Annotated in this window: 24 protein-coding genes; 14 read left to right on the top strand and 10 right to left on the bottom strand. The window is 38.9% G+C overall.

Annotation, left to right across the window (positions count from 1 at the left end):
* Positions 1-73: 73 nt before the first annotated feature.
* Together BVI01S_RS14645 and BVI01S_RS14640 are read right to left on the bottom strand one after the other, a co-directional pair.
* Positions 74-766, bottom strand: coding sequence for a galactosyltransferase-related protein (locus BVI01S_RS14645; protein WP_061810759.1), 693 nt, complete (start codon positions 764-766; stop codon positions 74-76).
* A gap of 37 nt (positions 767-803) precedes the next feature.
* Positions 804-1,754, bottom strand: coding sequence for a Gfo/Idh/MocA family protein (locus BVI01S_RS14640; RefSeq protein WP_061810758.1), 951 nt, complete (start codon positions 1,752-1,754; stop codon positions 804-806).
* Positions 1,755-1,904: 150 nt separating this feature from the next.
* Here BVI01S_RS14640 and BVI01S_RS14635 point away from each other — a divergent pair, with 150 nt between their 5' ends.
* Both BVI01S_RS14635 and BVI01S_RS14630 read left to right on the top strand, forming a co-directional pair.
* The gene (locus tag BVI01S_RS14635) at positions 1,905-2,573 is read left to right on the top strand and encodes an acyltransferase (protein WP_061810757.1); all 669 of its coding nucleotides are present in this window, start codon (positions 1,905-1,907) and stop codon (positions 2,571-2,573) included.
* A 79-nt stretch (positions 2,574-2,652) separates the two neighbouring features.
* Complete coding sequence (locus BVI01S_RS14630) at positions 2,653-3,639, top strand: glycosyltransferase family protein (protein ID WP_061810756.1); 987 nt, start codon at positions 2,653-2,655, stop codon at positions 3,637-3,639.
* A 136-nt stretch (positions 3,640-3,775) separates the two neighbouring features.
* Here the strand turns inward: BVI01S_RS14630 and BVI01S_RS14625 are convergent, their stop codons facing one another.
* Positions 3,776-4,744, bottom strand: coding sequence for a glycosyltransferase family protein (locus BVI01S_RS14625; RefSeq protein WP_061810755.1), 969 nt, complete (start codon positions 4,742-4,744; stop codon positions 3,776-3,778).
* Positions 4,745-4,893: 149 nt separating this feature from the next.
* On the opposite strand from BVI01S_RS14625, the gene BVI01S_RS14620 reads away from it, so the two are divergent.
* Together BVI01S_RS14620 and BVI01S_RS14615 are read left to right on the top strand one after the other, a co-directional pair.
* Positions 4,894-6,195 carry a nucleotide sugar dehydrogenase gene (locus BVI01S_RS14620; protein ID WP_061810754.1) on the top strand — a complete coding sequence of 434 codons (1,302 nt, stop codon included), beginning with the start codon at positions 4,894-4,896 and terminating at the stop codon, positions 6,193-6,195.
* Between the two features lie 13 nt (positions 6,196-6,208).
* Positions 6,209-7,306, top strand: a complete 1,098-nt coding sequence (locus tag BVI01S_RS14615; RefSeq protein ID WP_061810753.1) for a DegT/DnrJ/EryC1/StrS family aminotransferase — start codon at positions 6,209-6,211, stop codon at positions 7,304-7,306.
* A gap of 60 nt (positions 7,307-7,366) precedes the next feature.
* Here the strand turns inward: BVI01S_RS14615 and BVI01S_RS14610 are convergent, their stop codons facing one another.
* The gene (locus BVI01S_RS14610; protein WP_061810752.1) at positions 7,367-8,248 is read right to left on the bottom strand and encodes a glycosyltransferase; all 882 of its coding nucleotides are present in this window, start codon (positions 8,246-8,248) and stop codon (positions 7,367-7,369) included.
* A 158-nt stretch (positions 8,249-8,406) separates the two neighbouring features.
* On the opposite strand from BVI01S_RS14610, the gene BVI01S_RS14605 reads away from it, so the two are divergent.
* The gene (locus BVI01S_RS14605) at positions 8,407-9,609 is read left to right on the top strand and encodes a hypothetical protein (RefSeq protein ID WP_061810751.1); all 1,203 of its coding nucleotides are present in this window, start codon (positions 8,407-8,409) and stop codon (positions 9,607-9,609) included.
* Between the two features lie 41 nt (positions 9,610-9,650).
* On the opposite strand, the gene BVI01S_RS14600 is transcribed toward BVI01S_RS14605, so the two are convergent.
* Complete coding sequence (locus BVI01S_RS14600) at positions 9,651-10,685, bottom strand: coiled-coil domain-containing protein (RefSeq protein WP_156477341.1); 1,035 nt, start codon at positions 10,683-10,685, stop codon at positions 9,651-9,653.
* Positions 10,686-11,040: 355 nt separating this feature from the next.
* Between BVI01S_RS14600 and BVI01S_RS14595 the strand changes: the two genes are divergently transcribed.
* Positions 11,041-11,799 carry a CsxC family protein gene (locus BVI01S_RS14595; protein WP_174523039.1) on the top strand — a complete coding sequence of 253 codons (759 nt, stop codon included), beginning with the start codon at positions 11,041-11,043 and terminating at the stop codon, positions 11,797-11,799.
* Positions 11,800-11,948: 149 nt separating this feature from the next.
* On the opposite strand, the gene BVI01S_RS14590 is transcribed toward BVI01S_RS14595, so the two are convergent.
* From BVI01S_RS14590 to BVI01S_RS14580, 3 genes are all read right to left on the bottom strand, one after another.
* Positions 11,949-13,481, bottom strand: a complete 1,533-nt coding sequence (locus BVI01S_RS14590; RefSeq protein WP_156477340.1) for a hypothetical protein — start codon at positions 13,479-13,481, stop codon at positions 11,949-11,951.
* Positions 13,482-13,526: 45 nt separating this feature from the next.
* Positions 13,527-14,282, bottom strand: coding sequence for a CsxC family protein (locus tag BVI01S_RS14585; protein WP_061810748.1), 756 nt, complete (start codon positions 14,280-14,282; stop codon positions 13,527-13,529).
* Between the two features lie 197 nt (positions 14,283-14,479).
* On the bottom strand, positions 14,480-15,247 hold the full coding sequence (locus tag BVI01S_RS14580; RefSeq protein WP_061810747.1) for a CsxC family protein: 768 nt from the start codon (positions 15,245-15,247) through the stop codon (positions 14,480-14,482).
* Between the two features lie 228 nt (positions 15,248-15,475).
* Here BVI01S_RS14580 and BVI01S_RS14575 point away from each other — a divergent pair, with 228 nt between their 5' ends.
* On the top strand, positions 15,476-16,657 hold the full coding sequence (locus BVI01S_RS14575) for a ParM/StbA family protein (RefSeq protein WP_061810746.1): 1,182 nt from the start codon (positions 15,476-15,478) through the stop codon (positions 16,655-16,657).
* A 12-nt stretch (positions 16,658-16,669) separates the two neighbouring features.
* The gene (locus tag BVI01S_RS14570) at positions 16,670-17,056 is read left to right on the top strand and encodes a hypothetical protein (protein WP_061810745.1); all 387 of its coding nucleotides are present in this window, start codon (positions 16,670-16,672) and stop codon (positions 17,054-17,056) included.
* Positions 17,057-17,101: 45 nt separating this feature from the next.
* Here BVI01S_RS14570 and BVI01S_RS14565 read toward each other — a convergent pair whose 3' ends face one another.
* Positions 17,102-17,674 carry a CotY/CotZ family spore coat protein gene (locus BVI01S_RS14565; protein WP_061810744.1) on the bottom strand — a complete coding sequence of 191 codons (573 nt, stop codon included), beginning with the start codon at positions 17,672-17,674 and terminating at the stop codon, positions 17,102-17,104.
* A 369-nt stretch (positions 17,675-18,043) separates the two neighbouring features.
* Here BVI01S_RS14565 and miaB point away from each other — a divergent pair, with 369 nt between their 5' ends.
* The 3 genes from miaB to BVI01S_RS14550 all read left to right on the top strand — a co-directional run bounded on the left by miaB (position 18,044) and on the right by BVI01S_RS14550 (position 20,838).
* The gene (gene miaB, locus BVI01S_RS14560) at positions 18,044-19,609 is read left to right on the top strand and encodes a tRNA (N6-isopentenyl adenosine(37)-C2)-methylthiotransferase MiaB (RefSeq protein WP_061810743.1); all 1,566 of its coding nucleotides are present in this window, start codon (positions 18,044-18,046) and stop codon (positions 19,607-19,609) included.
* Between the two features lies 1 nt (position 19,610).
* The gene (locus BVI01S_RS14555) at positions 19,611-20,042 is read left to right on the top strand and encodes a YlbF/YmcA family competence regulator (RefSeq protein ID WP_034759994.1); all 432 of its coding nucleotides are present in this window, start codon (positions 19,611-19,613) and stop codon (positions 20,040-20,042) included.
* A 259-nt stretch (positions 20,043-20,301) separates the two neighbouring features.
* On the top strand, positions 20,302-20,838 hold the full coding sequence (locus BVI01S_RS14550) for an outer spore coat protein CotE (protein ID WP_034759992.1): 537 nt from the start codon (positions 20,302-20,304) through the stop codon (positions 20,836-20,838).
* A gap of 129 nt (positions 20,839-20,967) precedes the next feature.
* On the opposite strand, the gene BVI01S_RS14545 is transcribed toward BVI01S_RS14550, so the two are convergent.
* On the bottom strand, positions 20,968-21,957 hold the full coding sequence (locus BVI01S_RS14545) for a YeiH family protein (RefSeq protein WP_061810742.1): 990 nt from the start codon (positions 21,955-21,957) through the stop codon (positions 20,968-20,970).
* A gap of 150 nt (positions 21,958-22,107) precedes the next feature.
* On the opposite strand from BVI01S_RS14545, the gene BVI01S_RS14540 reads away from it, so the two are divergent.
* From BVI01S_RS14540 to BVI01S_RS14530, 3 genes are all read left to right on the top strand, one after another.
* Positions 22,108-24,276, top strand: a complete 2,169-nt coding sequence (locus BVI01S_RS14540; RefSeq protein WP_034759989.1) for a DNA topoisomerase III — start codon at positions 22,108-22,110, stop codon at positions 24,274-24,276.
* A 100-nt stretch (positions 24,277-24,376) separates the two neighbouring features.
* The gene (locus tag BVI01S_RS14535; RefSeq protein ID WP_051758289.1) at positions 24,377-24,895 is read left to right on the top strand and encodes an ankyrin repeat domain-containing protein; all 519 of its coding nucleotides are present in this window, start codon (positions 24,377-24,379) and stop codon (positions 24,893-24,895) included.
* Positions 24,896-25,117: 222 nt separating this feature from the next.
* Positions 25,118-26,572 (top strand): carbon starvation CstA family protein, encoded by a 1,455-nt coding sequence (locus tag BVI01S_RS14530; protein ID WP_034759982.1) that lies wholly within the window; start codon positions 25,118-25,120, stop codon positions 26,570-26,572.
* Positions 26,573-26,738 lie beyond the last annotated feature (166 nt).

The following is a 26,738-nucleotide window of genomic DNA, read 5'->3' as shown; positions in this document are numbered from 1 at the left end:
TCTTTTTTTAGTGATAATGTATTAACCCATAAAAAAGAGGAAGAATGATTCTTCCCCTTCAAGTGTGCAATAGTTAAACATCCTTTCTATTGGAAAGGATTTTCATCATTTCTTCCTTCTTATTATAGGCTTTAAAATATTCAACAGTAAAGCGATGATTTTTTGAATAGTGGGGGTTCCCTTCAGCTTTCTTTGAAGGGTGCCATAAATGATAGATGGCGCCGGTTAATCTTTTATGAGTACCACATATTGTATCGCTGGCAGCCACAAATGCATCGTCCTCGCCGCCCCAACCAATAAAGCGTTCATCAAAGCCTTTGATTTTTAAAAAGCACGTTTTCTTTATTAAATTGATTCCGCCAACAGGAATAGCTTTTTTACTATGACGGTTTTTGCCGTGTAATATGGAGGGGTTAAGGGAGAAATGAGATTTATTGTATAGCACCTGTGACAGATTTTGTGATAAATCAATGACCTTGTTATATGGAAGAATTAGCGGATAAAGCTCAAGCAGCTTTAAACCTGAAAGAATTGTTTCCTTTGGGCAAAGGATATCTGCATCAATAATGGCAATTAGTTCAGTTTTAGCTTTCTTTACTGCTTTATTTATTGCTGCAGATTTTGAGTAAGGAGAGTTCCCATCCGAAGCGACGATAATTTCATTGTTGGGAAAAAAAGTTTTATAGTAGTTCATTACAATACTCAAAGCTTTTTTTCGATAGGGATCCTTTGAATGAAAAGGAATAATTATCGAAAAATGTATCATCTTTAATCACATCCTTTCCTTAGAAAATGTTTCGGGGTTATTTTAAATTTGAAAGTATTTTTTCAATTATTTTAAGTGATTTCGTCCCATGTTCAGCGGATACCTTAGGTTGCTTGCAATTTTTAACATTTTGGATAAAATCTAATAATTGCATCTGTAAGGGGTCATATTCAGGGGCGGAAATATCTATGGTAGATACTTTGTCTTGGCTGACAAGGTCTTGTAATTCAGGATAGTGGGTAGAAACTTGAATCGTTTTTATTGTGTGGTTAATCAAATCGACATCAAAGTAGGAATTGTTTGTAATAATTTCAATCTGTCTCTTTTTGAATTTAGACTTATAGCTTGCTGATAATGTGCAAATCAGTCCAGAGTGAAATGTCACGATAGATGTAACATGATCATTTCCCTGGTGGCTGTTTTTATTAGATTTAAAAGAAACTATTTCTTTAATCGAGTCACCCTTCGTTATTTCCTCTAACAAATAGACATCATGGATCATTAAATCACTGACGACTTCCGGGGACTCCATTTGGATAGCGGTCGGATTCAACCTATTGAAATTGATGGAGTAAATATCCTCGTGTTTCAATAGTTCCCTCAATAATCTGAAGGTAGGATTGTATAATTCTATATGGCCCACTTGGACGTATACGTTTTTTAACTGAGCCTTCCGAACAATCAATTCAGCCTCAGAACTATTTGCAGCTATAGGCTTTTCTATCAAGAGATGTACATTTTCATTTAAACATGCAATCGCAACTTCATAGTGATATTTAGTGGGAACACAGATACTGATCGCATCCACACTCCTGACTAGATCAATCATGTTGGAGAAGCTCCTAATATGATATTTCTCTGAGATGGCTTGACTCTTATTTATATCGTTATCGAAAATACCCTGTAATTTCACTTGATCTTTAAGTGCCATTAAAGCATTAATGTGTTTCTCTCCCATATTACCAGCACCAATAACTCCTATCTTCAATCTGAACACCTCTTATACACTGTTTTTAATATTCTATTCATCTTGAATAATAATGATTGGACAAACATCAATTAAGATAAATTAGTCCAAACTAATGCCGAGGTTTGTACATACACTATCTTATAATGAAAATTTACAGGGGTGATCTAAATGGGGCAATTCAAAGGCGTGACTCTAGGGGGCAATGTCATTATTGAAGAGGATGTTTTGTTGGAAGAAGGGGTCGAGATAGGTCATAACAGCGTGATTTTAAAAGGAACACATATAAAGAAAAATACAAAAATAGGGAACAATTGCGTCATAGGGATAAAACCACAAGGAAATAATCGAATGAGAGGGAATAATAGCTCCACTACATTACTAATTTCAGAGAATGTGAAAATAGGCAACCTCGTCAGCATTTATTCTGGGACTTCAATCGGCCAAAATGTCTTTATTGGCGATCATGCAAGCATTAGGGAAAACGTAGCAATCGATCAGGACACTGTAGTCGGAAGGGCTGCTATCATTGAATTAAATACTACCATCGGTAAAGCATGTACCATTCAAACGCTTGTGTATGTGACAGGTGATACCATTATCGAAGACCGGGTTTTTATCGGTCCTTGTGTTTCCATGTCTAATGATAAATACATGGGTAAACAAGAATTTGAACTAAAAGGGCCAATCATTAAAACCGGGGCTTGTATAGGGAATAACGCCACTTTATTACCGGGGGTTACGATTGGAGAGGAAGCGATTGTAGGGGCAGGGGCAGTAATCACTAAATCTGTCATTCCAAAGGACATTGTTATTGGGAATCCTGGCAGGCCACTTTAAAGTTAACGACATATAGTAATATGATTAAATATGGGGAGAGAGAAATTTGAGAGTACTAACATTTCCAAGAGGCATTCCTATGATTACATCCAGTAGAGCTTTAAATGAAATTGGAGTTCAATCAACTTCCTTACAGTTTCTTTCACATAAATTTGGTTTCAAAACAGATATTTGTTTAAACCTTGAACGACTTCCAATCAATATGGCAAGAAAGAAAATAGAGGAGTACATCAGGCGATCAGCGTCTAGTTATGATGTTTTTCATTATCATGACATGCCTGAAGGTGTTTATACACCAACGTATGAAGAATTAAAGATTTTAAAAGATATAGGTAAACCTTTGGTTATTCAGCATCATGGTTCAGAGGTTCGTAGGTTATCAGTAGCAAGAAATTTTAATAATCCCTATGTTCAAGTTAAGAACTATTGGCAAAATGAAACGATCATTATTAACAGACTACAACAGTGGGGTGCAATATTTGATCATGCAATCGTAGCAGATCACGAGTTGTATCCTTACGTAAAAGATTACTACAAAAATGTTCATATTATCAGGCAACCGATTGACTTGAATTCAATCATGCCTTCCTACCCAATAAAAGGTAATCAAGTACCTCTAATAGTACATGCCCCAACAAATCAAAAAGTTAAAGGAACACAATATATTCTAGAAGCAGTAGAAATGTTAAAAAAAGAAGGCTATAAATTTAAATTTATGTTATTGCAGAACGTATCTCATGACTTTGCAAAGACGATCTTCCAAAAGGCAGATATTATTATAGATCAATTATGCATCGGAGCATATGGAACCTTTAGTATAGAGGGGATGGCATTTGGTAAACCCGTCGTCTGTTACATTCGCAAAGATTTAATAAGAAAATACCCTAAGGATCTGCCGATAGTTAATGCAAACCCCGCTAACATATATACTCAAATGAAAAGGTTGATCACCAACCACGATTACCGAAATTATCTTGGAAGAGGCGGCCGAAAGTACGTAGAGAATCACCACAATTCAATAAAAATTGCAAGGGAGCTCCATGAGCTTTATAAGAAGATTATGTAAAAACCAGATGCTAAGAATTGATGTCTTATTTATTCTTAGCATTTTTTATACAGACTACTAGCTGAAAAACCCACCAATAATAAAACAGAGAGATTCTTTATAAGGTACGTAAGAATCTCTCTGTTTTATTTGAGTCCTATTTCAGTTTACTAATCTTTTTCTTTACTATCAGGTTAGTGACTTCACGAATGAATTGTTGTGCACGAACCTCATTAGAATGGGATTTATGAACGAAATCCATCCCGTTTTGTGATATACGGTTTCTAATGTGACTGTTTTTTAAATAATATTTTGCTTTTTCTTCAAAATTTTCTTTTGAACATGCGACAAAATTTACTCCATCTCTAAATCCCATATCAATAATATCACTGTTCGGTTCTGCTAATAATAGTGTATTGCATGCCGGAACCTCAATAAATTTTAATACTGGATAATTTAAAGTACTGCCACATGTGAAAAATATTTTGGCTTTGTTTATTTCTTTAGCATAGTTAATGTCCACCATAGGATTACCTTTCCAGGACACCAAATGCCCAGGATGCTTGTGGTGTTTAAAGTTCTTATATTTGCTCATTACTTCCAACACTTTTTCCCTAAAAGGATATTTGCCTTCTTGGGGAGGGTTGATTAATCCCATGAGTAAAAAGTCATATTCTTTGTTTTGTGACCAATCTCTAAACACTCTTGTATTAATTGACCAAGGTAACCATACAAATTTGTTTCGTAAATCGGGATAAACTTTCAAAAAATTTTCTTTAGTTACTGAAAATACAAGGTCAATTTTATTATTAATAATGTAGTCCCTACGAAAGTCAGGGTTATAATGCGAATCAATAATGAAGCAACCTTTTGGTATATCAATTTTATCCAGATCAGTAATCTTAGGGGAAAGTTTATAGTAATTAGCAACCTCGTAATGGAAAATAAAATCAGGGTTTATATTTAGTTTTTTGATTATGTTTAGAATGGATCCATTTTCATGCCAATAATAAATATCTGCAAATTGTTCCAGAGATTTTATGAAGTCAAATTTAGATTTGTGTTTTGCAAGGTCTTTCCAAAATGGTTTAATCAATATCAAAATTTTTAATCTTTTTGTTCTCACCAAAGTCACCGCCTTTAAAACTATTATATGGATAGTTGAATATTTGGTGTGGACAAGTGTATATATTATTAATTTATAGATTATAGTCTAAGCCTTTTTATATAAATCTCATAAACTAAATAAGTAAAAGACTATGAGAGGTGGATAAAATGGATTCACTAAATAATGACTTCACAACGACGGTAATTGGATTGGGGAAAATTGGATTAACGATTGCTTCAGTAATTGCTGGGAAAGGTATAAAGGTATTCGGTGTTGATAAAAATCCCATGGTAGTAAATTCAGTTAATCAAGGTAAATGTCATATTTCAGGAGAGCCTGGACTGGAAGAACTAGTCATGAAAAACCATTATGCTAAAACACTAAACGCTTTAACTGATACTAAGAAAGCTGTAAGAAACTCCAATGTAGTAATTGTCATCGTTCCTGTATTAATCACAGCTGATAATCTTGTGGATTACCAGTATATCGATGATGCCGTTCAACAAATTGGACAAAGCATAAAAAAAGATACGTTAGTAATATTCGAAACAACATTACCGACAGGGGATACAAGGAATCGGTTTGGATCTAAAATCGAAGAGCTTTCAGGTTTAAAGATGGGAACAGATTTTTATCTTGCATATAGCCCGGAGAGAGTTTATTCAAATAAGATCATAAAAAACCTCAAGGATTATCCTAAAGTCGTAGGCGGGGTTAATGAAAAAAGTAAAGACATTGCAGTTTCTTTTTATAGACAGGCTTTAGAATGTGAAGTGATTGAAATGAGCAGCACGGAAGCTGCTGAATTTGCCAAAGTGGCGGAGTCTGTCTATAGAGACGTAAATATCGCACTGGCAAACGAACTTTCGGTATACGCGGAAGAAAAAGGTGTTAATATCTTGGAAATTATTAAGGCATCCAATTCACAACCTTTCTCCCATATCCATAACCCCGGTATAGGAGTGGGGGGACATTGTATCCCCATATACCCTTATTTTTTCTTGAATTATGGATTGAATTCAGATGGGTTAGTAAACAAAGCCAGAGAAATCAATGACAGTATGGCTGCATATTCTGTCGGTCTATTAGAGGAAGAATTGGGCGATCTGGACTCTAAAAATATCCTTATTTTAGGGCTATCGTTTAGGGGAAATGTAAAAGAGCATACCAAATCGATTACATTACGCCTAAAAGAAATCTTACATGAGAGAAATGCCAAAGTGGTTGTCAATGACCCATTTTATACTTCTAAAGAGGTTAATGACATGGGAGTCCAATATAAGTCTCTTAATGAAGATTCAGTACGTGATATCGATGTCGTCATTTTACAGGCCAATCATTCCGAATATAAGGGACTCGATCTATCTATGTTCAAAAACTGTAAGGTCTTTCTCGATGGAAGAAATTCGTTCAACGGGAAAGAAATTGAACAGCACGGAATGAAATATATTGGCATTGGAGCCAGATAATGGGGGTGGTACTATGATACCTATGTTGGATACAAAGAGTGATTTAAAGCTATATGAAGAGGAAATAGTTAAAGAAGTGTTGGAAGTGATCAGAGGTGGAGAGTATATTTTTGGACCTAAATCAAAACAGCTGGAGAAAGAAATTAGTGAATACTTGGGAGTGAAGTATGCACTAGGCCTAGCAAATGGGACAGATGCCCTTATACTGGCGTTGAAAGCCTTGGGAATCAAAGAAGGTGATGAAGTGATAACGACTCCATTCACTTTTTTTGCAACGGCCGAATCAATAGCCCATGTAGGTGCTAAACCGGTTTTTGTCGATATTGAAGAGGAAACGTTTAATATGGATCCTGAGGAAATCAGTAAGAAGGTAACAAATAAAACAAAAGCCATTATCGTTGTCCATCTATTTGGACTGTCTGCGAAAATGGATGAGATAATGAAAATAGCCAAAGAGAACGACTTGTACGTAATCGAAGATGCATGCCAGGCGTTAGGAACAGTATACAAAGGGAAGAAGGCAGGAAGCATAGGAGACATTGGATGTTTTTCATTTTATCCTACAAAGAACTTAGGAGCGTGCGGAGATGCAGGCATGCTTACTACAAATTCAGAGGAAATAAAAGATAAAGTCATACAATTAAGAAATCATGGTTCAGAAGAGAGGTATGTTCATAGCAGTATAGGAGTTAACAGTAGATTAGATGAAATACAGGCTGCTATCCTGTTAGTGAAATTAAAGCATTTTGAAGATATGTTAGATAAAAGAAATTTCATTGCTAAAACGTATTATAAGGGATTGAATAATAACTTTCATTTAACTGAACATGTACAATCCAGAGAACACACCTATCATCAATACTCATTCAGGGTAGAAAAAAGAGAAGAATTTATGGATTATTTAAAAGGAAAAGGGATATCGACTATGATATATTATCCGATTCCTCTACATCTTCAAACAGCGTTCAACTACTTGAATCATCAGAAAGGTGACTTTCCAATAGCAGAAAAAATCTCTGATGAAATTATCTCCCTCCCTATTTATCCCACCCTTCCTTTTGAACTTCAACAATCTATTATTCAGAGTGTAAACGGGTTTTTAACTAAATAAATGGAAGAATAAAAGCAACAAACCATTTCTATAAATGCAATAAGAAATGGTTTGTTGCTTTTAAAATGGTATTTTAAAGTGTTTGAAATACCATTCGTCGTTAAATGCCCTTTTTTGAAGATAATGTCTTCTCTGTTTTTCTACTCCATCCTTGAGAACTGAACTTTCGATTTTTTTTGGACTTCGGTGAATGATTAAATCCTTGGTCTTTTTGATTCTTTCCTGATCAAAGTGAAGGTAGGCCATCCTTAGTAGGTTATAATACACCCCGTCATAATCAACTTTGTATGGATGGGATTTTCTGAACAGGTGCAGAATCGTTACCGATGGCTCACAGCTGCATCTATAACCGAATAACCATAATTTTATGGATAATTCTACATCTTCATGTCCCCAGGTTTTAAAGCCCGTTTCGAATCCACCCACCTTAAAGAAGACATCTCGTTTAATTAAGAAACATCCCCCTGGAATGATGGCGGTATTAAATAGCCATTGCTTTTTCTTATGCCATTGTATTCTTAAGCCACTATTTAACGTTTGCCCATACCCTACAATCTTCGGGTCGTCCATTGAGGCTATCGCAGGACAAACAACATCCGTCAAATTTGAGGCTATAGGGGTCAACAATTTATCTATCCAAAATGGCTGGAAAGTTAAATGAGCATCACAGAACATCAAATAGTCAGAGGTAGCGTTTTCTGCCCCCATATTCCGGGCTATAGATGGTCCCACTCCCTTCGTTCTAATGAACTTCACTTTGTTTTTCAAAGGGGAGTGTTCCAAGAAATCACAGCATCCATCTTCAGAAGCATCGTCCACTATAATAACCTCATATTCAGTTTTAGTAACAGTGGAAAATAGTGAATCCAGTGTCTTTTCTACGTTTGACCCTTCATTTTTCACAGGAAAGATAATTGATACCTTTGAATGATCCTTATGCACTTCATACTCTCTCCTTCAATTCTTTATCCATCAGTTTATCTTATGTATATAAACTCTGTTGGTGTTCCCGGATTTCGAATGGCTATCCCATCATAGTTGATCGATTTGAATCATAAGCTAAAGAGACCAAATAAGAATTAAGGGTGGTGAGCCTGTACATGAAATTATTTATCAACAACCATGATTGGGGGACGATTCCATCACATTCCGTAGCTGCCATCCAATTTTATTGTGCGGAGAATAATCATCAATTTCATTTGGATGAAGAAGAACAAAGGGTGGAAGTGAGAAGTTCCCTTCATGGAAAGAAAGTATGGGTATCAGTGAACACACAGAATACAAATATAAACAATGAAATAAATGAAAAAGTGATAGGCGCATTAACTGAATATGGAATTGACGTTTCTTTAAAACGTGATACAGAAAGGATCAGGGAGGGGGATTTGTTAGTTGAATTGGTGTCCAGTCATTCACAGGGTGAGGGCAAGTCTGTTTCGGTCGGTTATAATGAAAGGCTGAATTCCATCAATGTAAAGAAAAATCTTTTAATATATAAGAATGAACTTCCCTTCAAGGGATACTACTTGATACCTGAACACCACTCCATTCCCCATCTGAGATGCTCGATTAAGTGTAAAGATGAGGAATTTCTATTAAAAGAAAGCCCTGTCTTACTAACACATTGTGTGTTGAAAACATTACTCGGAAATCAGAAGCCAAGTTTATTGGATCTTAATGTTCTTCATCTATTCCAAACGGTAAGGAATCCGACAGCGGAAGCAAGCAGTCATAAAGATCAGAAGAAGCCAAGTAAAGACATCCAAATGGATGATAAAACGTACGAAGAAATCAAAATGCGAAAAGCAAATCGTAAAGTTCAAAAAGCTCAGGAAAAAAAGCCATATGCGGAAATATATTTTGATTACAATGTCATACCCAATCGAAAATCAGAACGCTATTCCATCAAAGCCGATTTCTTCATAAAGAACACAGGAAATGTAGACTTGATGAATCCGAAGATCTGCTTTCGAATGGATCCGCCGGATAAGATTGAAATAGGTGGACAGATCCTGCCACCTGAAATGAGCGAAATCTTTTCCCTGCAAGGTCAAAACGGGGCACAAGGATGGAAGTATATGGGGAAGGATTGGTTGGAAAAGGCCTATTCCACTGGAGAATATTGGATAGAATCGATACAGGAATCATTCATCCCCACAGGTGAAACGATAGCAGTGGAGGGGCTGCAATTTACGATTGAACCTCTTGAAGAACAGGAAGTTTCAACCATTTTAGGATTTGTACTATTTGAAGAGCAGGAGCTTCAGCTAAGCTCAAATAACAAGATAAAAATTACATTTTAACAAGAAGACGATGCCACGGAATCGACTGTGGCATCGTTTTTTCATTCCTTTTCATTTTCCATGAAGTAATAATCCATCGGAGCTGGGAGTTTTTCTGCAGTTTGACGTGTTGTAATGATAGGAGCCTGCCTGCGTTTTTGGCTCGCTACCAGCCGTTTGAGCTCCAATAGACTATGGGTCAAGGTTACATTATATTCCCGTATGGAGTCGACCTCCTTAAGAAAATCAATAAACTTTTGCTCCACTTGCTCAAATTTCCCCTCGAGTACCTCATTCTGTAGAGTAAAGTGAATGTCCTGTACTTGTTCAACCGCTTCGATTCGTTCATCCTGCAGTTTGGTACGTTGATCGATATCAGCAAATTGGGAGGAAAGCCACCATTCATTTTCTTCAAAATGTTTTTGATATTGACTGATGAATGTTTTAATATACTCCATCTTTTGCTTTTCTGCTTGAATTAGTTGCTCCTTTGCAAATTGCAATGAATCAAGGGTATGTTTCCTTTCTGACAGGGCCTTTTCCAACTCTTCGGTTTTAGCTATCAGGTTATAAAATATTTCTTTCTTCGTATCTTCTGAATGGGCCAAAGCTGAGTTTAAATCTGAAATATGAAGTTTCTTTCCTTGCAGTTCACTGTTTAAGCTGTCTATTTTTCTTAGGTGCAGGATGTTTTCCTCCAAAAGGGATTGATTTTTACTGAAAAGATCTTGCTGGTCCTTCTCAATTTCCGTTATTTTTTGAGATAATTGTTTATTTTCAAGCTTGATGGAAAGGAGTTCCTGTTGGAAGTCATTTTTGCTCACTTGCGACTGCTGCAACAGCTCATCCTTGCCATGTAAGGCGTCATGAAGCTCCCTTACCTGACTTTCCAACTTCTCTTTCCCTTCCATAAACAGGTTTCGGTCTTTAATGAGTTCCCTCTCAACGGTTTCGTTCTCATCGATCCGGCGGTAAGCAAGCGTTAATTCCTCCTGCGCCTTCTGAAGTTGTTCCTTATGGTACTCATTTTCAGCATACAAATAACTGCTTTTCAGAGTCCGAATCGTTTTATTCAAGTTCTCGATCTCAGATTTCAAATAGAGGACCTCTTGATCGGAAATGGTGTACATCGGTGGTAATTTCGCATCCTCCCTTATGATAATCTCCTCCTAAAGACTTTTACTCTATTGTATGGACCCAATTGGCTAAACGTTACAAATACCCAAGCTGTAAAGATTGATAAAAAGCTTACTGTGTATGAGTTCATAGCATGTATCATAGATTACTAGAAGTAATGCTAGAAATATGTTCAAGCCTACCGACAGTCGTCCACTCATTTCTTCAAAAAATTCATAGATTATAGTAAGTCAATAGAAAAGGAATTCTCACTGTTTTTATTACAACTATGACCTTTTCCATTGATTAATTTATGACTATCAGGAGTGAATGGATATGAAAAAGAATACAGGCTGCGGATTTGGTCATCAGGGATGCCCTCCACAACCATCAAGCGATAAGGCAAAATCAAAAAGCTTATTTACAGAAACATACGTGCCAGACATTGATTTGGAAGAAGTAACAGTTGTTCTTGGAGATGTATTTCTTCAATCTTTAACAGAAGCGGATATTTATCTGCCAACCTATGCTAGTGCCATTAAAAACATCGAGAAAAACGTCTCGCTCACACAATGTAAAGCAATTCCTGTACCAGGGTTTCCGGATTACGTGAAATTATTCGTAGAAGGGATTGTCCATAAGAACATTCAATATGTAGAAGGTTCCTACGGAGTTGTAAAAGATTATAGTGTTGACATTCCTTTTAAAGCGTATGATCGAGTGCAATTGGCTACCCCAGTCAACAATCCGTTCGGAATTGACTTCAGCATTAAGAAGAATGTATTGCAAAGAAGAGAACTTGCCAAGGACGGAATGGGAGCTAACCGATGCGAATTTGGATCATTGACGTTTGAAATCAATAATGAACCGATCAATTGCAAACTTCTTGCTTCTGCTGTTAATCAGTGGGATATTACCGAGAACTTTGACAACTGGGGACGCTTTAATAAAATCACAGAAAAAATGGACATCAATCTGCTTATTAAATTAACTCAGAAGAAACAGCAAATGGCTGGAGACGGGGATACAGGTGGAGGAGAAGAGCAAGGTCCAGAAGTAATCTATAATCGTTTCAGAAATATCATCCAACAATAATGACTAAATGATGGAGCATGCTTTCTTGAAAAGCATTGTAAGAGATTATGAAGATAACGGTGAGAGGGCAGAGTGATGAGTTGAAAAGGGGTTCACCTTGAAGGTGAACCCCTTCCTCTTTTTACATATCATTGAACCAGATCATCTGACTAAACGTGCACAAATTGTTCTTGTGTTAAATAAAGGCTTACCTGTAAACAACCTTGAATCTTTAAAGTTGACTGGCCATTCTGCTTAAAGGATCCATGGTGACTGATAAACGTGAAATCTTGTAGAAAATGTTCAATTGGTTCACAGAAGGAATGATGACATTCATGATGAGTGCTTGGTTCTTGGGTGTTTTCTGCCAGGAATGTGTATTCTCTCTTCTCACTCACAGGGATAATAGGCGGAAGTATCCAACGAATGGGAATGGTGCGATCCCATTGAATCGGGATGTTGATAGAGTGTATAGAAGCTGTTTCGCCTGTTTTTACATATTGAATCGAAGCAACAAGCGTCCCTTTCACAAACACAACTCCAGCAGGAATGGGAATATTCGTTTTAAGAGATTGGATGGACCACTGTATAGAAAGGATATGTTCAATTGGAAACGGTAATTCAACGTCTTCAAAGATGGCGACCTCAATCTGCAAAGTGGACAGTACAACGGGAATCTTTACAGTTAAAGAGCGAGAGTCGGGTACAGTGGTTTCAGTCCCAATTTCCAGGTGTTGTTCTTCTGAAAATAGTTCCTTTTCGAAACGCTCTTTTAATGCCGTCAGATTTGGCTGTTCGGGTTCGGTTTCCTCGACATCCTCTTGATGTTCATGCTTGACTTCATCGGTCTCCTCTTGATGTTCATGTTTGTGGTCCATATCCTCTTCATGCTCCATGAACGTTTCCCGCTCTGTGGAAATTTTTTTGAGAACCGAGGTTAAGGAACCAATGCAATGAACGAAATCAGTCTGCTTACTTGTCAGCGGACTTGATTTATTTTCACAATATATTGTTTCTAAGTAATGACTAAATGAAGGTAGGTGATTTCCATTATGATCAAATTCATGATCCGAATAAAGCATTTCTTCTTCAAGTGCAGGAGGAGAAGCATCGGTGGGATTCTGATTTCGTTCGTGATGGTTTTCTTGGTCTTGATAGAGATTTCGTTGTTCCTCCAGCTCTTCCTCCAGCATCATGAATATCTCTTCCCGGATCGATACAGGTTCATTTCCTGCTTCAGAACCCTCAATAAGAACTTCTTCCTCCACAGAGGGCTCGATCTCATTCTTTTCATTTGAATTCGAAGGGGCGGTATTGTTCAGGGTTTCAGATAATTCCTTTACAGTTTTATCGGACTTCAAGTCCCCTTGTTCCTGCTCATCAGCTGAACCATCGATTTTGCTCAGTTTATTTTCTTGGTTTACCGCCATATCCATCACCTTAGGTGGAGGGAAAAACGTCGGGTGGGAATGAATTTTTTCCTGAGATCCCTTTGGCAGGTCGTTATCTTTTATGGGACTTTTTTTATTCGTCACATGATCTTGTAAGGAAAGATCTTGCTTCTGAGTAAGGTTAAATAAAGAAAATGATGGAGATTTTCGGCTGTTTTTTTCATTTTCATTCATTTTATTCAGAAAATAGCTTTCTATATCATTATTGTCTTCTCTCATAATCATGGTGATATCGGTGCGCTTTAACATCACACCTAATCATTTACCTCCTCTCTAAAAATGATTGAATAGTCATGTTCATTCGCAATCATCATTCGTGGTGGAGGTAACCCGTATTTGTTGATTCTGTAGGACTTTTACACATATATCTATGACCATTTTCTCTTCAATTGTACGGAAGTATCCTTCTCCAATAGGACCGGAATGAGGGAGGGGACACCGGTCGATAGCTTCATCCCACTCGATGATTTTGCTAGAAACCAACTCGCAATAAGGAATTTCGTTATAGAATTGATGGCTTTCCTGATGGAATTGAGATAAATCATGGGTTTGTAGTTCATCTTTTTCCGGATATCCGGAAGGCAGCGGTTTCGAAATAAAGAAATCAAATTCCTGACGGTTATTCACTTCCGGCATGACAGGCATTGATAAAAAATGCTTAATGTCTGTTACACATTGAAAAGGTATATCTACAGTGTATGAGTGTAGATCTGATGCAATAGAAGTAAGGGATGTTTCTTCTATTTCTTTACAAGGGCTTGCATATAGGATGTTTTTTCGTACAAACCCTTTTACAAAAAGTTTATTAGAAGGAAGAAGCAGTCTGCACTGTGTTAATTTTATTGTCTTTTTAATATCCTTAATTTCCAGAACGGCTTCTGGAAAGGTAATCGTTGCATCTACATTTACCTGTAGTGTCAGTTCAGCCAATACGACAGGTACCTTGGTCACGATTTTTCCAATACTGACTTTTGGGTGGTGACAATGGTTTTTACACTCATGCATCTTTGATGTTGCATGACAATTGGATATTTTATGATCATTATCAAACATAAGGTGCCTCCTAAAGCAAGATAATGCCATCTTATGATTTAGATTGATAGATGTTTGGGCCTGAGCCTATATGTATAGAGACTAATTATGGAAAGCCTGCCAATAATACTGATGAGAATGATGTACAGAAAGAAAATGCACTCCCCCTACTGTTATCGATAACAGTAGGGGGAGTGCTGATGATGGTAGGTTACTGCTTATTCTGCAGTAAGACGGATTTGCTGTTTTTGTAAGACTTTAATGGTAAAGTTGAGGGACATTTTTTCTAGCATATTGTAGAAATATCCTTCACCTACAGGACCTTCGGATACACGATCTGTTGATTCATCCCATTCTAAAATGCTGCTTGAAAGCAATTCACAATAAGGAAGTTGATTGTAGTATTGATTGCTGTATTGATGGAATTGGGAAATATCATTTGATAAATATTGATCCTTCTCTGGATAGCCTGTCCCTAAGTCTTGAGCTCTGAAGAAGTCAAATTCCTGACGGTTATTCGTTCTTGGGAGCTGGACTGGAGAATCCAGGGTAATCGTAGTCATGCATTTAAAGGGCACGCGGACCGTTAATGATTTAATGTCAGAAGATATACAGGATCCATCAAATCCCGACCCTCCGCATGGTGTAGCATATTGAATGTTTTTGCGCACATACCCTGATAATAGAAGAGGAAATTGTGCACCATCTTCACTGAAGTCGCCATCGCTGGTTGGAATCGTCATTAAACGGCATTGTACGATTTCGACTTTCTTTTTTACATCTTTGATTTCCATTACAGGCTCTGGAAATTTAATGTGTGCTTCAAGGTTACTTGATACACGATATACTCCCAAATCTACTGGAACATGGACAATTCTTTCACCTGCCGGGGTTAGAATGGGATCTACGGCAGTATTGTCGCAGTGATCGAGTGAAGCAGACTTGTCTACGTTCACACAATTTTTATTCTTATTATAATCACTCATTTTTTTTCCTCCTATTTAATAAACAATATTTAAACTACACTTTATAGTATGCTGACAGAATCTATTAAGAGTGGATATATGAATCAGTATAAGAGTGGAAATTTAATAGAGAAAAAGTATTAGCAGAAATAAATCCATATTACGTTACCCCCCGGAAAAATTTATGACTGGGTACGTGCACAGATGTTTTCTCTCCCGGCATAAGCTTAAGGGAAGGAGGAGGATGTAATGGATAGGCATAATTATGCAGCTGTGGACTTAGGGAACAGCTTTTATAAAGCCATTGTATCAACTCAAGGTAAAGTGAAAGAGTATTCCATGCCGAATGCAATTGCGTTATTTGATGAAGAATTTTATGAGAAACCTTACGACGACGAGGATGTTTTGCTACAAGACAATTTGATTGTGGAAGTGAACAGTTCAGCACTTCATGAAAAAAGGGATCCATATTATATCGGGAAAGCAGCAGCCAGACAGCGAAATGTAAGTTTAACATCCTTTAATAATCAGAAGGTAGATGAAGACCGTACTTACACCCTTTTATTTGGTATGTTGGCCCATCATGCTGTAATGAGCAGCCATTTTGATACAGATCTATCCTTTGAGATCGATCAATTGGCGGTCTCCCTGCCGACCACTCAGTATAAAGAGCGCAAAGATACGTTAAAAAGCCGTTTAATCGGAACCCATACAGTATATCTACACAAGGTTCCTGGAATGATTGCCCCAAAAGAAATCATCGTAAGACTTCAGATTAAAGATGTCATTATCGGGGCTGAAGGAGCCTGTGCGTACCTCGCGTTAACACGGGATAGTGAGACACTGGGGGTTAAAGATGAATCTCTCTTACAGGACTCTGCCAAAGGGATCCTGATCGGTGATCTGGGGGGGGATTCAGTGGATTTTGTAGGGGTCAAACACAATAAGCCTGTAGCCTCCATTGAGGGAGAGCCTTTCGGGATCAACCAGTTTTTAGATCATATCATACAAAAGGTAAGTAAGTATGAGCTATACAAGTTCGACTCAAGGTCTGAGCTGGAGGAGAAACTGGTCGCAGGTCAATCCGAGTGGTATGTAGAACCATTCGCCGGTGTGAAAAAAGATATAAGTAAATATATCATTCCTCAGTTAAAATCATTGGCCATTAAATACTTGGAACATTTCGATCGGGTCAGGAACAGCTCAAATGAAATCAAAGGGGCGGTCAAATACATTGCAGTTGGCGGTGCCGCAAAAATAGCCGAATCCCATATCAGGGAAGCGGCCGTTAAATGGGCAGAAAGGGGACGCCCTATTGAATTATTCTTCCCGCAAAATATGGAAAAATTAAATGTATCAGGATTAATGATCCTTGCAAAATTGAATCAACTAAAAAATAATCCTGCGCACATTGAATATACAAAAAGCTAAAGGGTGATGAATATGCCTAAAAAATATGCAGATTACTTTCAGGATACAATTCTAACGATCCCCGAGAGCTTCGTAAATGTTAAAACCGGTGAAACGAAAGCCATCACTTCAAAGGTTGTAGAGCAAGTCGCCTATCATGCAAAAAATAATACATTGATTCATCTTGTTTTTTCTGCACTGGATGATTACCTGCACCACGTTAAACCGGTTCAAGTTCATAGACAATCCGAACATGCCATATTAGAAGAACTATTGGAACTGAAGAGACTGCTGCTTCAAAATGGAAATGATTCCTCCAAGAACTTGAACGAATACACCGTCAAAAGTCCAAAAGAACAGGATCATACTTCCGTTGGAATGAAAGAAATTGACGATTTACTTGAAGCTTTTGGAGGATGAAAAAGGTGAACGACTTTCGTTCACCTTTTTTCATTGGGGATGTATCTATAAATGAACAGCAGGCAGGCAGGTGATTGCACAGAAACAAGACAAGTCTACAGTTATACAAATTCCCGTTCCCATCAAATCATCCACACTTTTGTGGTCGATCTGTTTACAAGGTGAAGAAAGTGCGCATTTACTTTCATGATGATGGGAATCGCCCTTGTGGTGGTCGGATTTAAAGGTCAATAATTCAAGAGTCGCACATTTATGATCAAGGTCTATTAACTTAAAGACATAGGTCTCGATGCACTTGAAGGTTTTTTTCTTTTTTGAATGACAATGATAGGTCGTAACACCAGTGCCCTTAAATGGCTCGCAGCCACAATACAAAATAAAAGGGATGGTATTCTTTTTGTGTTTCTTTTTTTCACAAAGTAAATCCTCTATGGACTTTTTACACGAAGTATCACAACCATGATCTTTTTTTGCTTTTTTCTGAGCTTCAAGGATTGCTTCCAAAACGTCTTCGACACAATGATCATAATGCCTGGAGCGGGAGTCATGGCATTTGTTCTTTTGATAATCTTCATGGAAATAGGTGTCCTGAGCATTTGATTTCTGACTATAACTCATTCTTTAACACTCCTTTACAATTTACTACTAATTATCATACGTTCATAAGGGAATATTCGATTGAGCCTCTAGCCTAAAGTGATAAAAATAGATTTCAGGTACATAATTGGTAGTTAATCAGTGTATAGGATTTGATAGAAGAAAGTGTTTCCCTGAGTGGCTGAAAGGAGAAAATATATGTAATGAAACGAAACAAACAGTAGCTATGATAGGAATGAAACATTTTTCAACAGTTAAGCGACTCTATTGTATGTGGGATTGAAAACCTTTATACTATAGTAATGTGCAACAATGTTTATCCTGTTAATTCGGCCGGCTTTATATATAGAAGAAAACGGTTTGGTTATAGAGGTAGAAAGGGGATTATTCATGAACGAAGAACAGCGAAAACATGGACAACAATCGAAGTCTGTATCTCCAGCAGACCAAAAATCTGTTAAGGATTACAGCAAGTACTTTGAAAGTGTCTATATCCCGCCGTCGTTAAAAGATGCCAAGAAGCGTGGGAAAGAAGAAATTCAATACCATAATGACTTTACAATCGATGATCAATATAGAGGACTCGGGGAAGGAAAGAAATTCTATATCCGTACCTATGGTTGTCAAATGAATGAACATGATACAGAAGTGATGGCAGGGATCTTCATGGCACTCGGCTATGAAGCAACGAATTCGACAGATGATGCGGATGTCATCCTATTGAATACCTGTGCCATTCGTGAAAATGCTGAGAATAAGGTGTTCGGCGAATTAGGACATCTCAAACATTTAAAACGGGAAAAGCCTGATCTATTAATTGGAGTATGCGGATGTATGTCCCAGGAAGAATCGGTTGTCAACAAAATCCTGAAAACCTATCAACAGGTGGACATGATCTTTGGAACGCATAATATTCATCGTCTTCCTCAAATATTATCAGATGCTTATATGTCCAAGGCGATGGTCGTTGAGGTCTGGTCGAAAGAAGGGGACGTCATTGAGAACCTTCCGAAGGTCCGCCGTGGCAATATCAAGGCATGGGTCAATATCATGTACGGATGTGACAAGTTCTGTACATACTGTATCGTACCGTATACACGAGGGAAAGAAAGAAGCCGCCGTCCTGAAGAAATCATTCAGGAAGTCCGCCATCTGGCTGCACAAGGATACCAGGAAATCACTCTCCTTGGTCAAAACGTCAACGCATACGGTAAGGATATTGAAGACCTTCAGTATGGGTTGGGTGACTTAATGGATGATCTTCGTAAGGTGGATATTCCACGTATCCGGTTCACTACCAGTCATCCAAGGGATTTCGATGATCATTTAATCGAAGTTCTTGCCAAGAAAGGAAATCTGGTCGAGCACATTCATTTACCTGTTCAATCAGGTTCGACAGATGTCCTGAAAATCATGGCACGAAAGTATACAAGGGAACAATTCCTGGAATTAGTGGGTAAAATTAAAAAAGCCATGCCGGACGTGGCGCTTACGACAGATATTATCGTTGGCTATCCCAATGAGACCAATGAACAATTTGAAGAAACCCTTTCTTTATATAAGGAAGTTGGCTTTGAATCAGCATATACTTACATCTACTCTCCACGGGAAGGTACCCCTGCAGCGAAGATGAATGACAACGTGCCGATGGAAGTGAAGAAAGAACGCCTTCAAAGGCTGAATGCAGTGGTGAAAGAGTATTCTGCTGAAGCGATGAAGAAATATACGGGTCGAATCGTTGAAGTACTTGTGGATGGGGAAAGCAAGAAAAATCCTGACATTCTGGCAGGCTACACAAGACGCAGTAAGCTCGTAAACTTCAAGGCTCCTAAGACAGCCATTGGGAAAATAGTGAAAGTGAAGATCACAGATGCCAAGTCCTGGTCATTGGATGGGGAAATGGCAGGAGAAGGCCAAATCGGAACAGAATTCCAGGAAGCAGTAGAGGTGAAATAATATGGCAAAGTATACAAAAGACGATATTATGAAACGTGCAGAAGAACTGGCAACGATGATTGCTGAAACGGAAGAAGTGGATTTCTTCAAGCGGGCGGAAGCACAGATCCACGAAAATCAAAAAGTCCGTGAAATGATCGCAAGTATCAAGAGTTTACAAAAACAAGCCGTTAACTTCCAACACTACGGGAAAATCGAAGCCCTGAAAATGGTTGAGGCGAAAATTGAAAACCTTGAAAAGGAAATCGATGAGATTCCGGTTGTTCAACAATTTAAGGAATCCCAAACGGATGTGAATGATTTACTGCAAATCGTTGCTTCGGTGATTTCAAATAATGTGACAGATCATATCATCGAGACTACGGGTGGTGACCTACTCCGTGGGGAAACAGGTTCACATGTGAAAAATTCAGCACCTGGCAGCTGTTCCTAATTCAGGGATCATATTAAACGCCATACAAACACAGGTCATAACGATCTATACAGGAAAGGGATTTCCCTTTCCTGTATAGATCGTTTTTTTTTGTTTGTTATTTCACCATTCCCGTCAAGCGCATTCCGGAACATTCAATTGGGATTCGCATACAATACATTATCTAAGCAACAATCCCATTATGTAATAAAATTTACTCGCACAAACACCTAGATAGTCGCATAAGATGAATTGAAAATGAATGAGGAGGTTCGCTCGAATGGCAGAATATAGAGAGATTATCACTAAAGCGGTCGTAGCGAAGGGACGTAAATTTACACAGTCTCATCATACGATTTGCCCACCGCATAATCCATCGAGCATTTTAGGCTGCTGGATCATTAACCATCAGTATGAAGCACACAAAGTCGGCAAGAAGGTCGAAGTTCACGGTTTTTACGAAATCAACGTATGGTACTCCCACAGTGACAACACGAAAACTTCGGTTGTAACCGAGAGAGTAGAATATACAGATTGCATTAAATTGAAATACCGTGATCCAGACTGCTTAGATGACATTGAAGTATGTGCGAGAGTACTGCAACAGCCAAATTGCTGCGAAGCGGTCATTTCACCGAACGGTAACAAGATCATCGTTCACGTCGAACGTGAATTCCTGGTGGAAGTTATCGGAGAAACGAAAGTATGTGTCCTAGTGAATCCTGAAGGTTGTGACGATGAAGACTGGGATTGCGACTTGGATGATGAAGAATTTGAAGAGTTAGACCCAGACTTCTTAGAAGGCGACGAAGAATAAAATAGACTAGGAAGACGGCCTCTTCCTAGTTTTTTCTTCTTAGCACGTAAGCAGTCGGAAAATGGATATGAACCAACGGGCATCTGTGCAGATGCTCTTTTTTTATGGAAATGTCGTTACTGTTTTCGCTTAGAGGATAAGCAATAAACTGATGACAGCGCATGTGATAGAAGCGATCAATCCCGTCAGGAGAGGTTTAATTCCTAGACGGATGATATCTTTTCCTTTTACTTGAAGACCCACAGCCGTCATCACCATGATGATCATGAACTTGGACGAACTCTTAAGGTATGACTCCATGGTCATTGGAATCAGTCCAAACGTATGGAGCAGTGACACCGCAAGGAACAAAAATATGAACCACGGAAAGGCCTTCTTATAATGAGCTCCCTTTGTACTTTTCTTTCTTAAGATAAACGGAAGGATAAACATCACAGGAATCAGGAATAATGTTCTGGCAAGCTTCACCGTCGTCGCAACTTCACCTGCTTCGTCTCCATATGCATAACCAACGGCAACCGCCGAAGAAGTATCATGTACGGCGGTACCCGCCCAGATCCCAAACGATATATCAGACATGTCGAGAAGTTGACCGATGATGGGATACGTAACAAATGCAATTAAATTAAAGAAGACGATCGTGGATAATGCATAAGCGGTTTCATCCTCTTTAGCACCGACGATCCCTTTAACGGCTGAGATCGCTGTGGCTCCACATATGCTGGTGCCGATCCCGATCAATAAGCTCAACCTTTTATCGATACGAAGCCATTTCCCGACAACATAAGTCACTGAAATGCCTATGGTGACAGAGAAAAATATCACCCATAGAGCTCTTTGACCGATATGGAGGATATCATAAAGGCTCAATCCGACACCTAGAAAAACGATGGCCACTTTCAATAGAACCTTCAAAGTAAACTGTATTCCCGGATCGAAGGCTTTTGGGAGTTTTATTGTGTTTTGGAGGATCGCCCCGATCAAGATCGCAAATAACAAGCTGCCGATCAGTGGAAGAAGAATGCCCAACCCCCTTGATAATAAACTGATTAATAGGATGATGAAGAGGCCCCAGGCTTCTCTCGGAAGAATGGAGCCTTTGTGTTTGTCATGTTGCAAAATTCATTAGCTCCTTTATTAAAATCGACCATGTATAAGTATAGTACAATCTCCCTAATGGCGTGAACCAAAATGCACTACTCTATTTATTGTATGTTAAAATAGAAAAGATATAGAAAATATAGACCCAGTAATGAAAGGATTTTTTACATGAAAAAGATTTTGGTCCTGGCAGAAAAACCTTCTGTCGGTAGAGATATTGCCAGAGTACTTCAATGTACGAAAAGTGGAAATGGATTCTTGGAAGGGAACGAGTATATCGTCACTTGGGCTCTTGGACACCTGGTGACCCTTGCAGAACCTGAAAGCTATGACGATCGATATAAATCATGGAAGCTCGAGGATCTTCCCATGCTCCCACCGTCCCTTAATCTTGTCGTGATTAAGAAAACAGGAAAACAATTCAGCACGGTCAAAGCGCAAATGAACCGCCCTGATGTAAAAGAGATCGTCATTGCCACCGATGCTGGTCGTGAAGGGGAGCTTGTCGCCCGTTGGATCATTGAAAAAGCCCGGGTGAATAAGCCGTTAAAACGGTTGTGGATTTCATCTGTCACCGACAAGGCCATCAAGGATGGATTCAAAAGACTGAAAGATGCGAAAAGCTTCGAAAATTTATATGCTGCTGCCGAGGCACGATCCGAAGCTGATTGGTACGTGGGGATGAATGCAACAAGAGCCTTGACCACCAAGCACAATGCCCAATTGTCTTGCGGACGTGTACAAACACCGACGATAAGTATCATTGCGCAGCGAGAGGAGGAAATAAAGAATTTCACCCCCAAACCTTTTTACGGAATACAAGCTGTGACGGATAAAGGGACCTTTGTGTGGTCCAACAGGAAAAACAAAGATACGAGAACGTTCTCCAAAGAAGAAATCACTTCAATCATGGAGTCATTAAAAGACAGGAAGGAAATCGTCATTCAGTCTGTGAAGAAAACATTGAAGAAAAATGTTGCACCTTCCCTTTATGATTTGACTGAATTACAAAGAGATGCCCATAAGATCTTTGGATTTTCTGCTAAAGAAACGCTTTCTATCATGCAGAAATTGTATGAGCAGCATAAATTGGTGACGTATCCAAGGACAGATAGTAAACATTTATCAAGTGATATGGTTTCAACACTCAAGGACAGATTGAAAGCGGTGAACGTTCAACCATACCGAAAGATGGCCAACAGGGCGTTACAGGGCTCGGTGCAATTGTCAAAAGCTTATGTAGATGATCAAAAGGTGACAGATCACCATGCGATCATCCCGACGGAAGAAACACCTTTTATTCAGAAGCTGCAGGACAGGGAAATAAAAATATATGATTTGATCGTCAAGCGTTTCCTAGCCGTATTCCTTCCTCCCTATCAGTACGAACAAACGACTGTAGACGCCTCAATCGGGTCAGAAACATTTCAAACAAAAGGGAAGCGGATTGTAGACTCCGGATGGAAAGAACTCTATGATCACAACACAGAAGCGGACCAACTACTTTCCAAAATGGAAGAAGGGACTGCCTATCCGGTTCTGTCAATCAAAGAAACGGAAGGACAAACCAATCCTCCAGGAAGATTTAATGAGGGAACACTGTTGTCTGCCATGGAGAACCCTAAGAAGTTCATGAAAGAAAGCAATAAAGACCTGCTCGCTACCATTTCTGAGGCAGGCGGCCTTGGGACTGTCGCAACAAGGGCAGATATCATTGAGAAACTCTTCAATTCAGGGGTAATAGAGTCAAAAGGAAAAGATATTCATATAACTTCCAAAGGGAAGCAACTATTGGAACTTGCACCTCTGGATCTCAGGTCACCTACCTTGACAGCGGTGTGGGAGCAAAAGCTTGAGAAAATCGCTAACGGCTCCCTGAAGAAGCAGGAATTTCTGAAAGAAATCAAGGAATATACGAAGAAGTCCGTCAGTGAAATCAAACATTCAACTCAAAAATTCACCCATGATAACCTGACAGGTACCAAATGTCCGGACTGTGGGAATTTAATGTTGGAAATTAAGAATAAGCATGGAAAGAAACTGGTTTGCCAAGACAGGGAGTGTGGTCACCGGAAAAATATCAGCAAGAAAACGAATGCCCGGTGTCCGAATTGCCATAAACGCCTGGACTTAAGAGGAGAAGGGGAAGGCCAGACATTCACTTGTGTTTGTGGACATAGAGAAAAATTATCGACATTCAATGATAGAAGAAAAAAAGAAAAGAATAGTAAAGCGACAAAAAGGGATGTTAATAAATATTTAAAAACACAACAGAAGGAAGAGCCGGTCAATACAGCATTAGCTGATGCCTTAGCAAAATTAAAATTGGATCAGTAGCCATTCCTGGGGATGAGTGCCTATTTTGGCAATCATCCCTATCTTTTATCATAATTAATTGGTAGAATATTTGTAATTATGAAAAAACGAGGTGAAGTCAGTGACATCCTTTACAATTGAAGAGTTTTTTGAGGCAATCGAAACGGGCGATAAAGCGGTAGTCGAACAAACGTTAAGAAATGATACAAATCTTTGTAATGCAGAGAATGAACAAGGTTTAACTGCTCTCGGGGTGGCGTCACATTTTGATCAAAAGGAAATTGTGGAGATTCTTCTGAATTTTGGAGCAGATATCAATTCCGTTTCCAATTCAAAGGTAGCCTATATTCCATCCAACACAGCATTACATGCAGGAATTGCCGGTAAAGCGTCAAAAGAATTAGTGGAATTCCTGCTTGATCAGGGAGCGAATGTAAATCAGAGTGATTCATCCGGTCATACACCATTACATATTGCTGCATTCGATGGTTCTGCAGAGATCGTGTCATTGCTACTGGCTTATGGAGACGATCGAGCCAACCAATCAGAAGATACCCAATCTCCCTTGGAGATCGCTACTGAACGAAATAATAAGGATTTCTTGAAGGCTCACGAGAAATTTGTTAAAACGAAAATATAGAATCCGATGAGGCGCATTCCCAAGTGGGGGTGCGTTTTGCTATATTGAAAAAATTTTTTATGGATTGTACACGGTTTCATTGTTGGTTTAATAGGCTTTATCTGGATCTACTTATGATTTTATATTCTGAAAAAATAATGTTTTTAGAAAATTCTGTTGTTATTTGTCGTTTTTCGTATTAGAATAAACGTTAATTTCAAATAGTGAAGGGAGGACATCGTGATGCTCACATTTCTTGCATCCATCTGTATTCTGGTAGTTGGTTATTTCTTTTATTCAAAGGTGGTAGAAAAGATTTTCGGGGTGGATGATTCCAATATCACACCTGCATATGCAAAAAAAGACGGCTTGGATTATATGCCCATGAGCTGGTGGAAAGCAAGTCTGGTACAACTCTTGAACATTGCGGGATTGGGTCCGATCTTCGGTGCGATCCTGGGTGCTTTATACGGTCCTGTCGCATTTCTGTGGATTGTGATAGGAACATTGTTCGCTGGAGCCGTACATGATTATTTTTCCGGGATGCTTTCTCTCAGACATAATGGGGCACAGTTCCCGACAATCGTAGGGAAATATTTAGGGAAACCCGTTCAGTCCGTCATGAACATTTTGTCCATCGTGTTAATGATCCTTGTAGCGGCAGCCTTTACATCTGGCCCGGCGCAACTTATGGCAGAGGTGACGCCACTTAACTTTATGACCTCTCTGGTTATTATCTTTACATATTTTCTGATTGCAACAGTTTTACCGATCAATAAAATCATCGGTAGGATTTATCCGATTTTCGGTGCGATACTTATATTTATGGCGGTGGCAATCGGAATCGGATTATTCTTCTTTGAACACCCGGTCCCGAATTTAACATTTGAGAACATGCATCCAGGCGACCTGCCTTTATGGCCTCTCTTAATGGTCACCGTGTCATGCGGAGCCATTTCCGGGTTCCATTCCACTCAAAGTCCGATCTTGGCCAGGACTCTGAAACGGGAGAGCGAGGGTCGGAAAGTATTTTATGGGGCGATGGTTGCTGAAGGAATCATAGCGCTTATCTGGGCTGCTGCAGGGATGGCATTCTTTAATGGAACCGCCGGTTTGCAAGAAGCATTGGCTTCAGGAGGACCTGCAGGGGTGGTTAATGAGATCAGCAAAACGACACTTGGGACTCTCGGCGGGATACTGGCCGTCCTTGGTGTCATCATCCTCCCGGTGACGACAGGGGATACCGCCCTCAGATCGTCACGTATGATGCTCGCAGATTTACTGAGCGATTTTAGGAAGAAAGAATTGAAAGGGAAATGGCTTCCAGGGTTACTCGTCATCCCTGTTGCAGTACCTACTTTCCTGCTGACTCAAATCGATTATACTTTTCTTTGGAGATATGTGGGCTGGTCGAATCAAGTAGTTGCGACGGTCATGCTTTGGACCGCTTCCATCTACTTATTGCAGAAAGCAAGATTTCACTGGATTTGCAGCCTTCCCGCACTGTTTATGACAGGAGTGGTAAGTTCGTATATTTTTTATGCACCGGAAGGGTTCGGTCTTTCCTATTCAACCTCCATGGTTCTTGGTGTCATCATCTGGGCAGCCGTATTGGTCTGGTTTATTGGACAAGTAGTAAAGTACAGACCGGAAAGACAGCAGTCATTGAAAATGAAATCAGTCAATTCATACCGTTAATAGAAGAAACAGCCTTTTCATTTGAGAAGGCTGTTTTTTTGTGGATGAAAAATAAGGTAAAGGAGAGATATGTGAACTTTGTCGATTAAAATCTTAATTTTTATAATATTTAGACAAATTATTCTACAAATTTCGCGGAGTGCCTATGATACCTTATGAGAAACGG

The sequence above is a fragment of the Rossellomorea vietnamensis NBRC 101237 genome (genome assembly GCF_001591825.1).
In the GTDB taxonomy this organism is placed as follows: Bacteria; Bacillota; Bacilli; order Bacillales; family Bacillaceae_B; genus Rossellomorea; species Rossellomorea vietnamensis.
The sequence above is the reverse complement of the archived record's forward strand: the minus strand, read 5'-3'. Positions and strand labels throughout refer to the sequence as shown.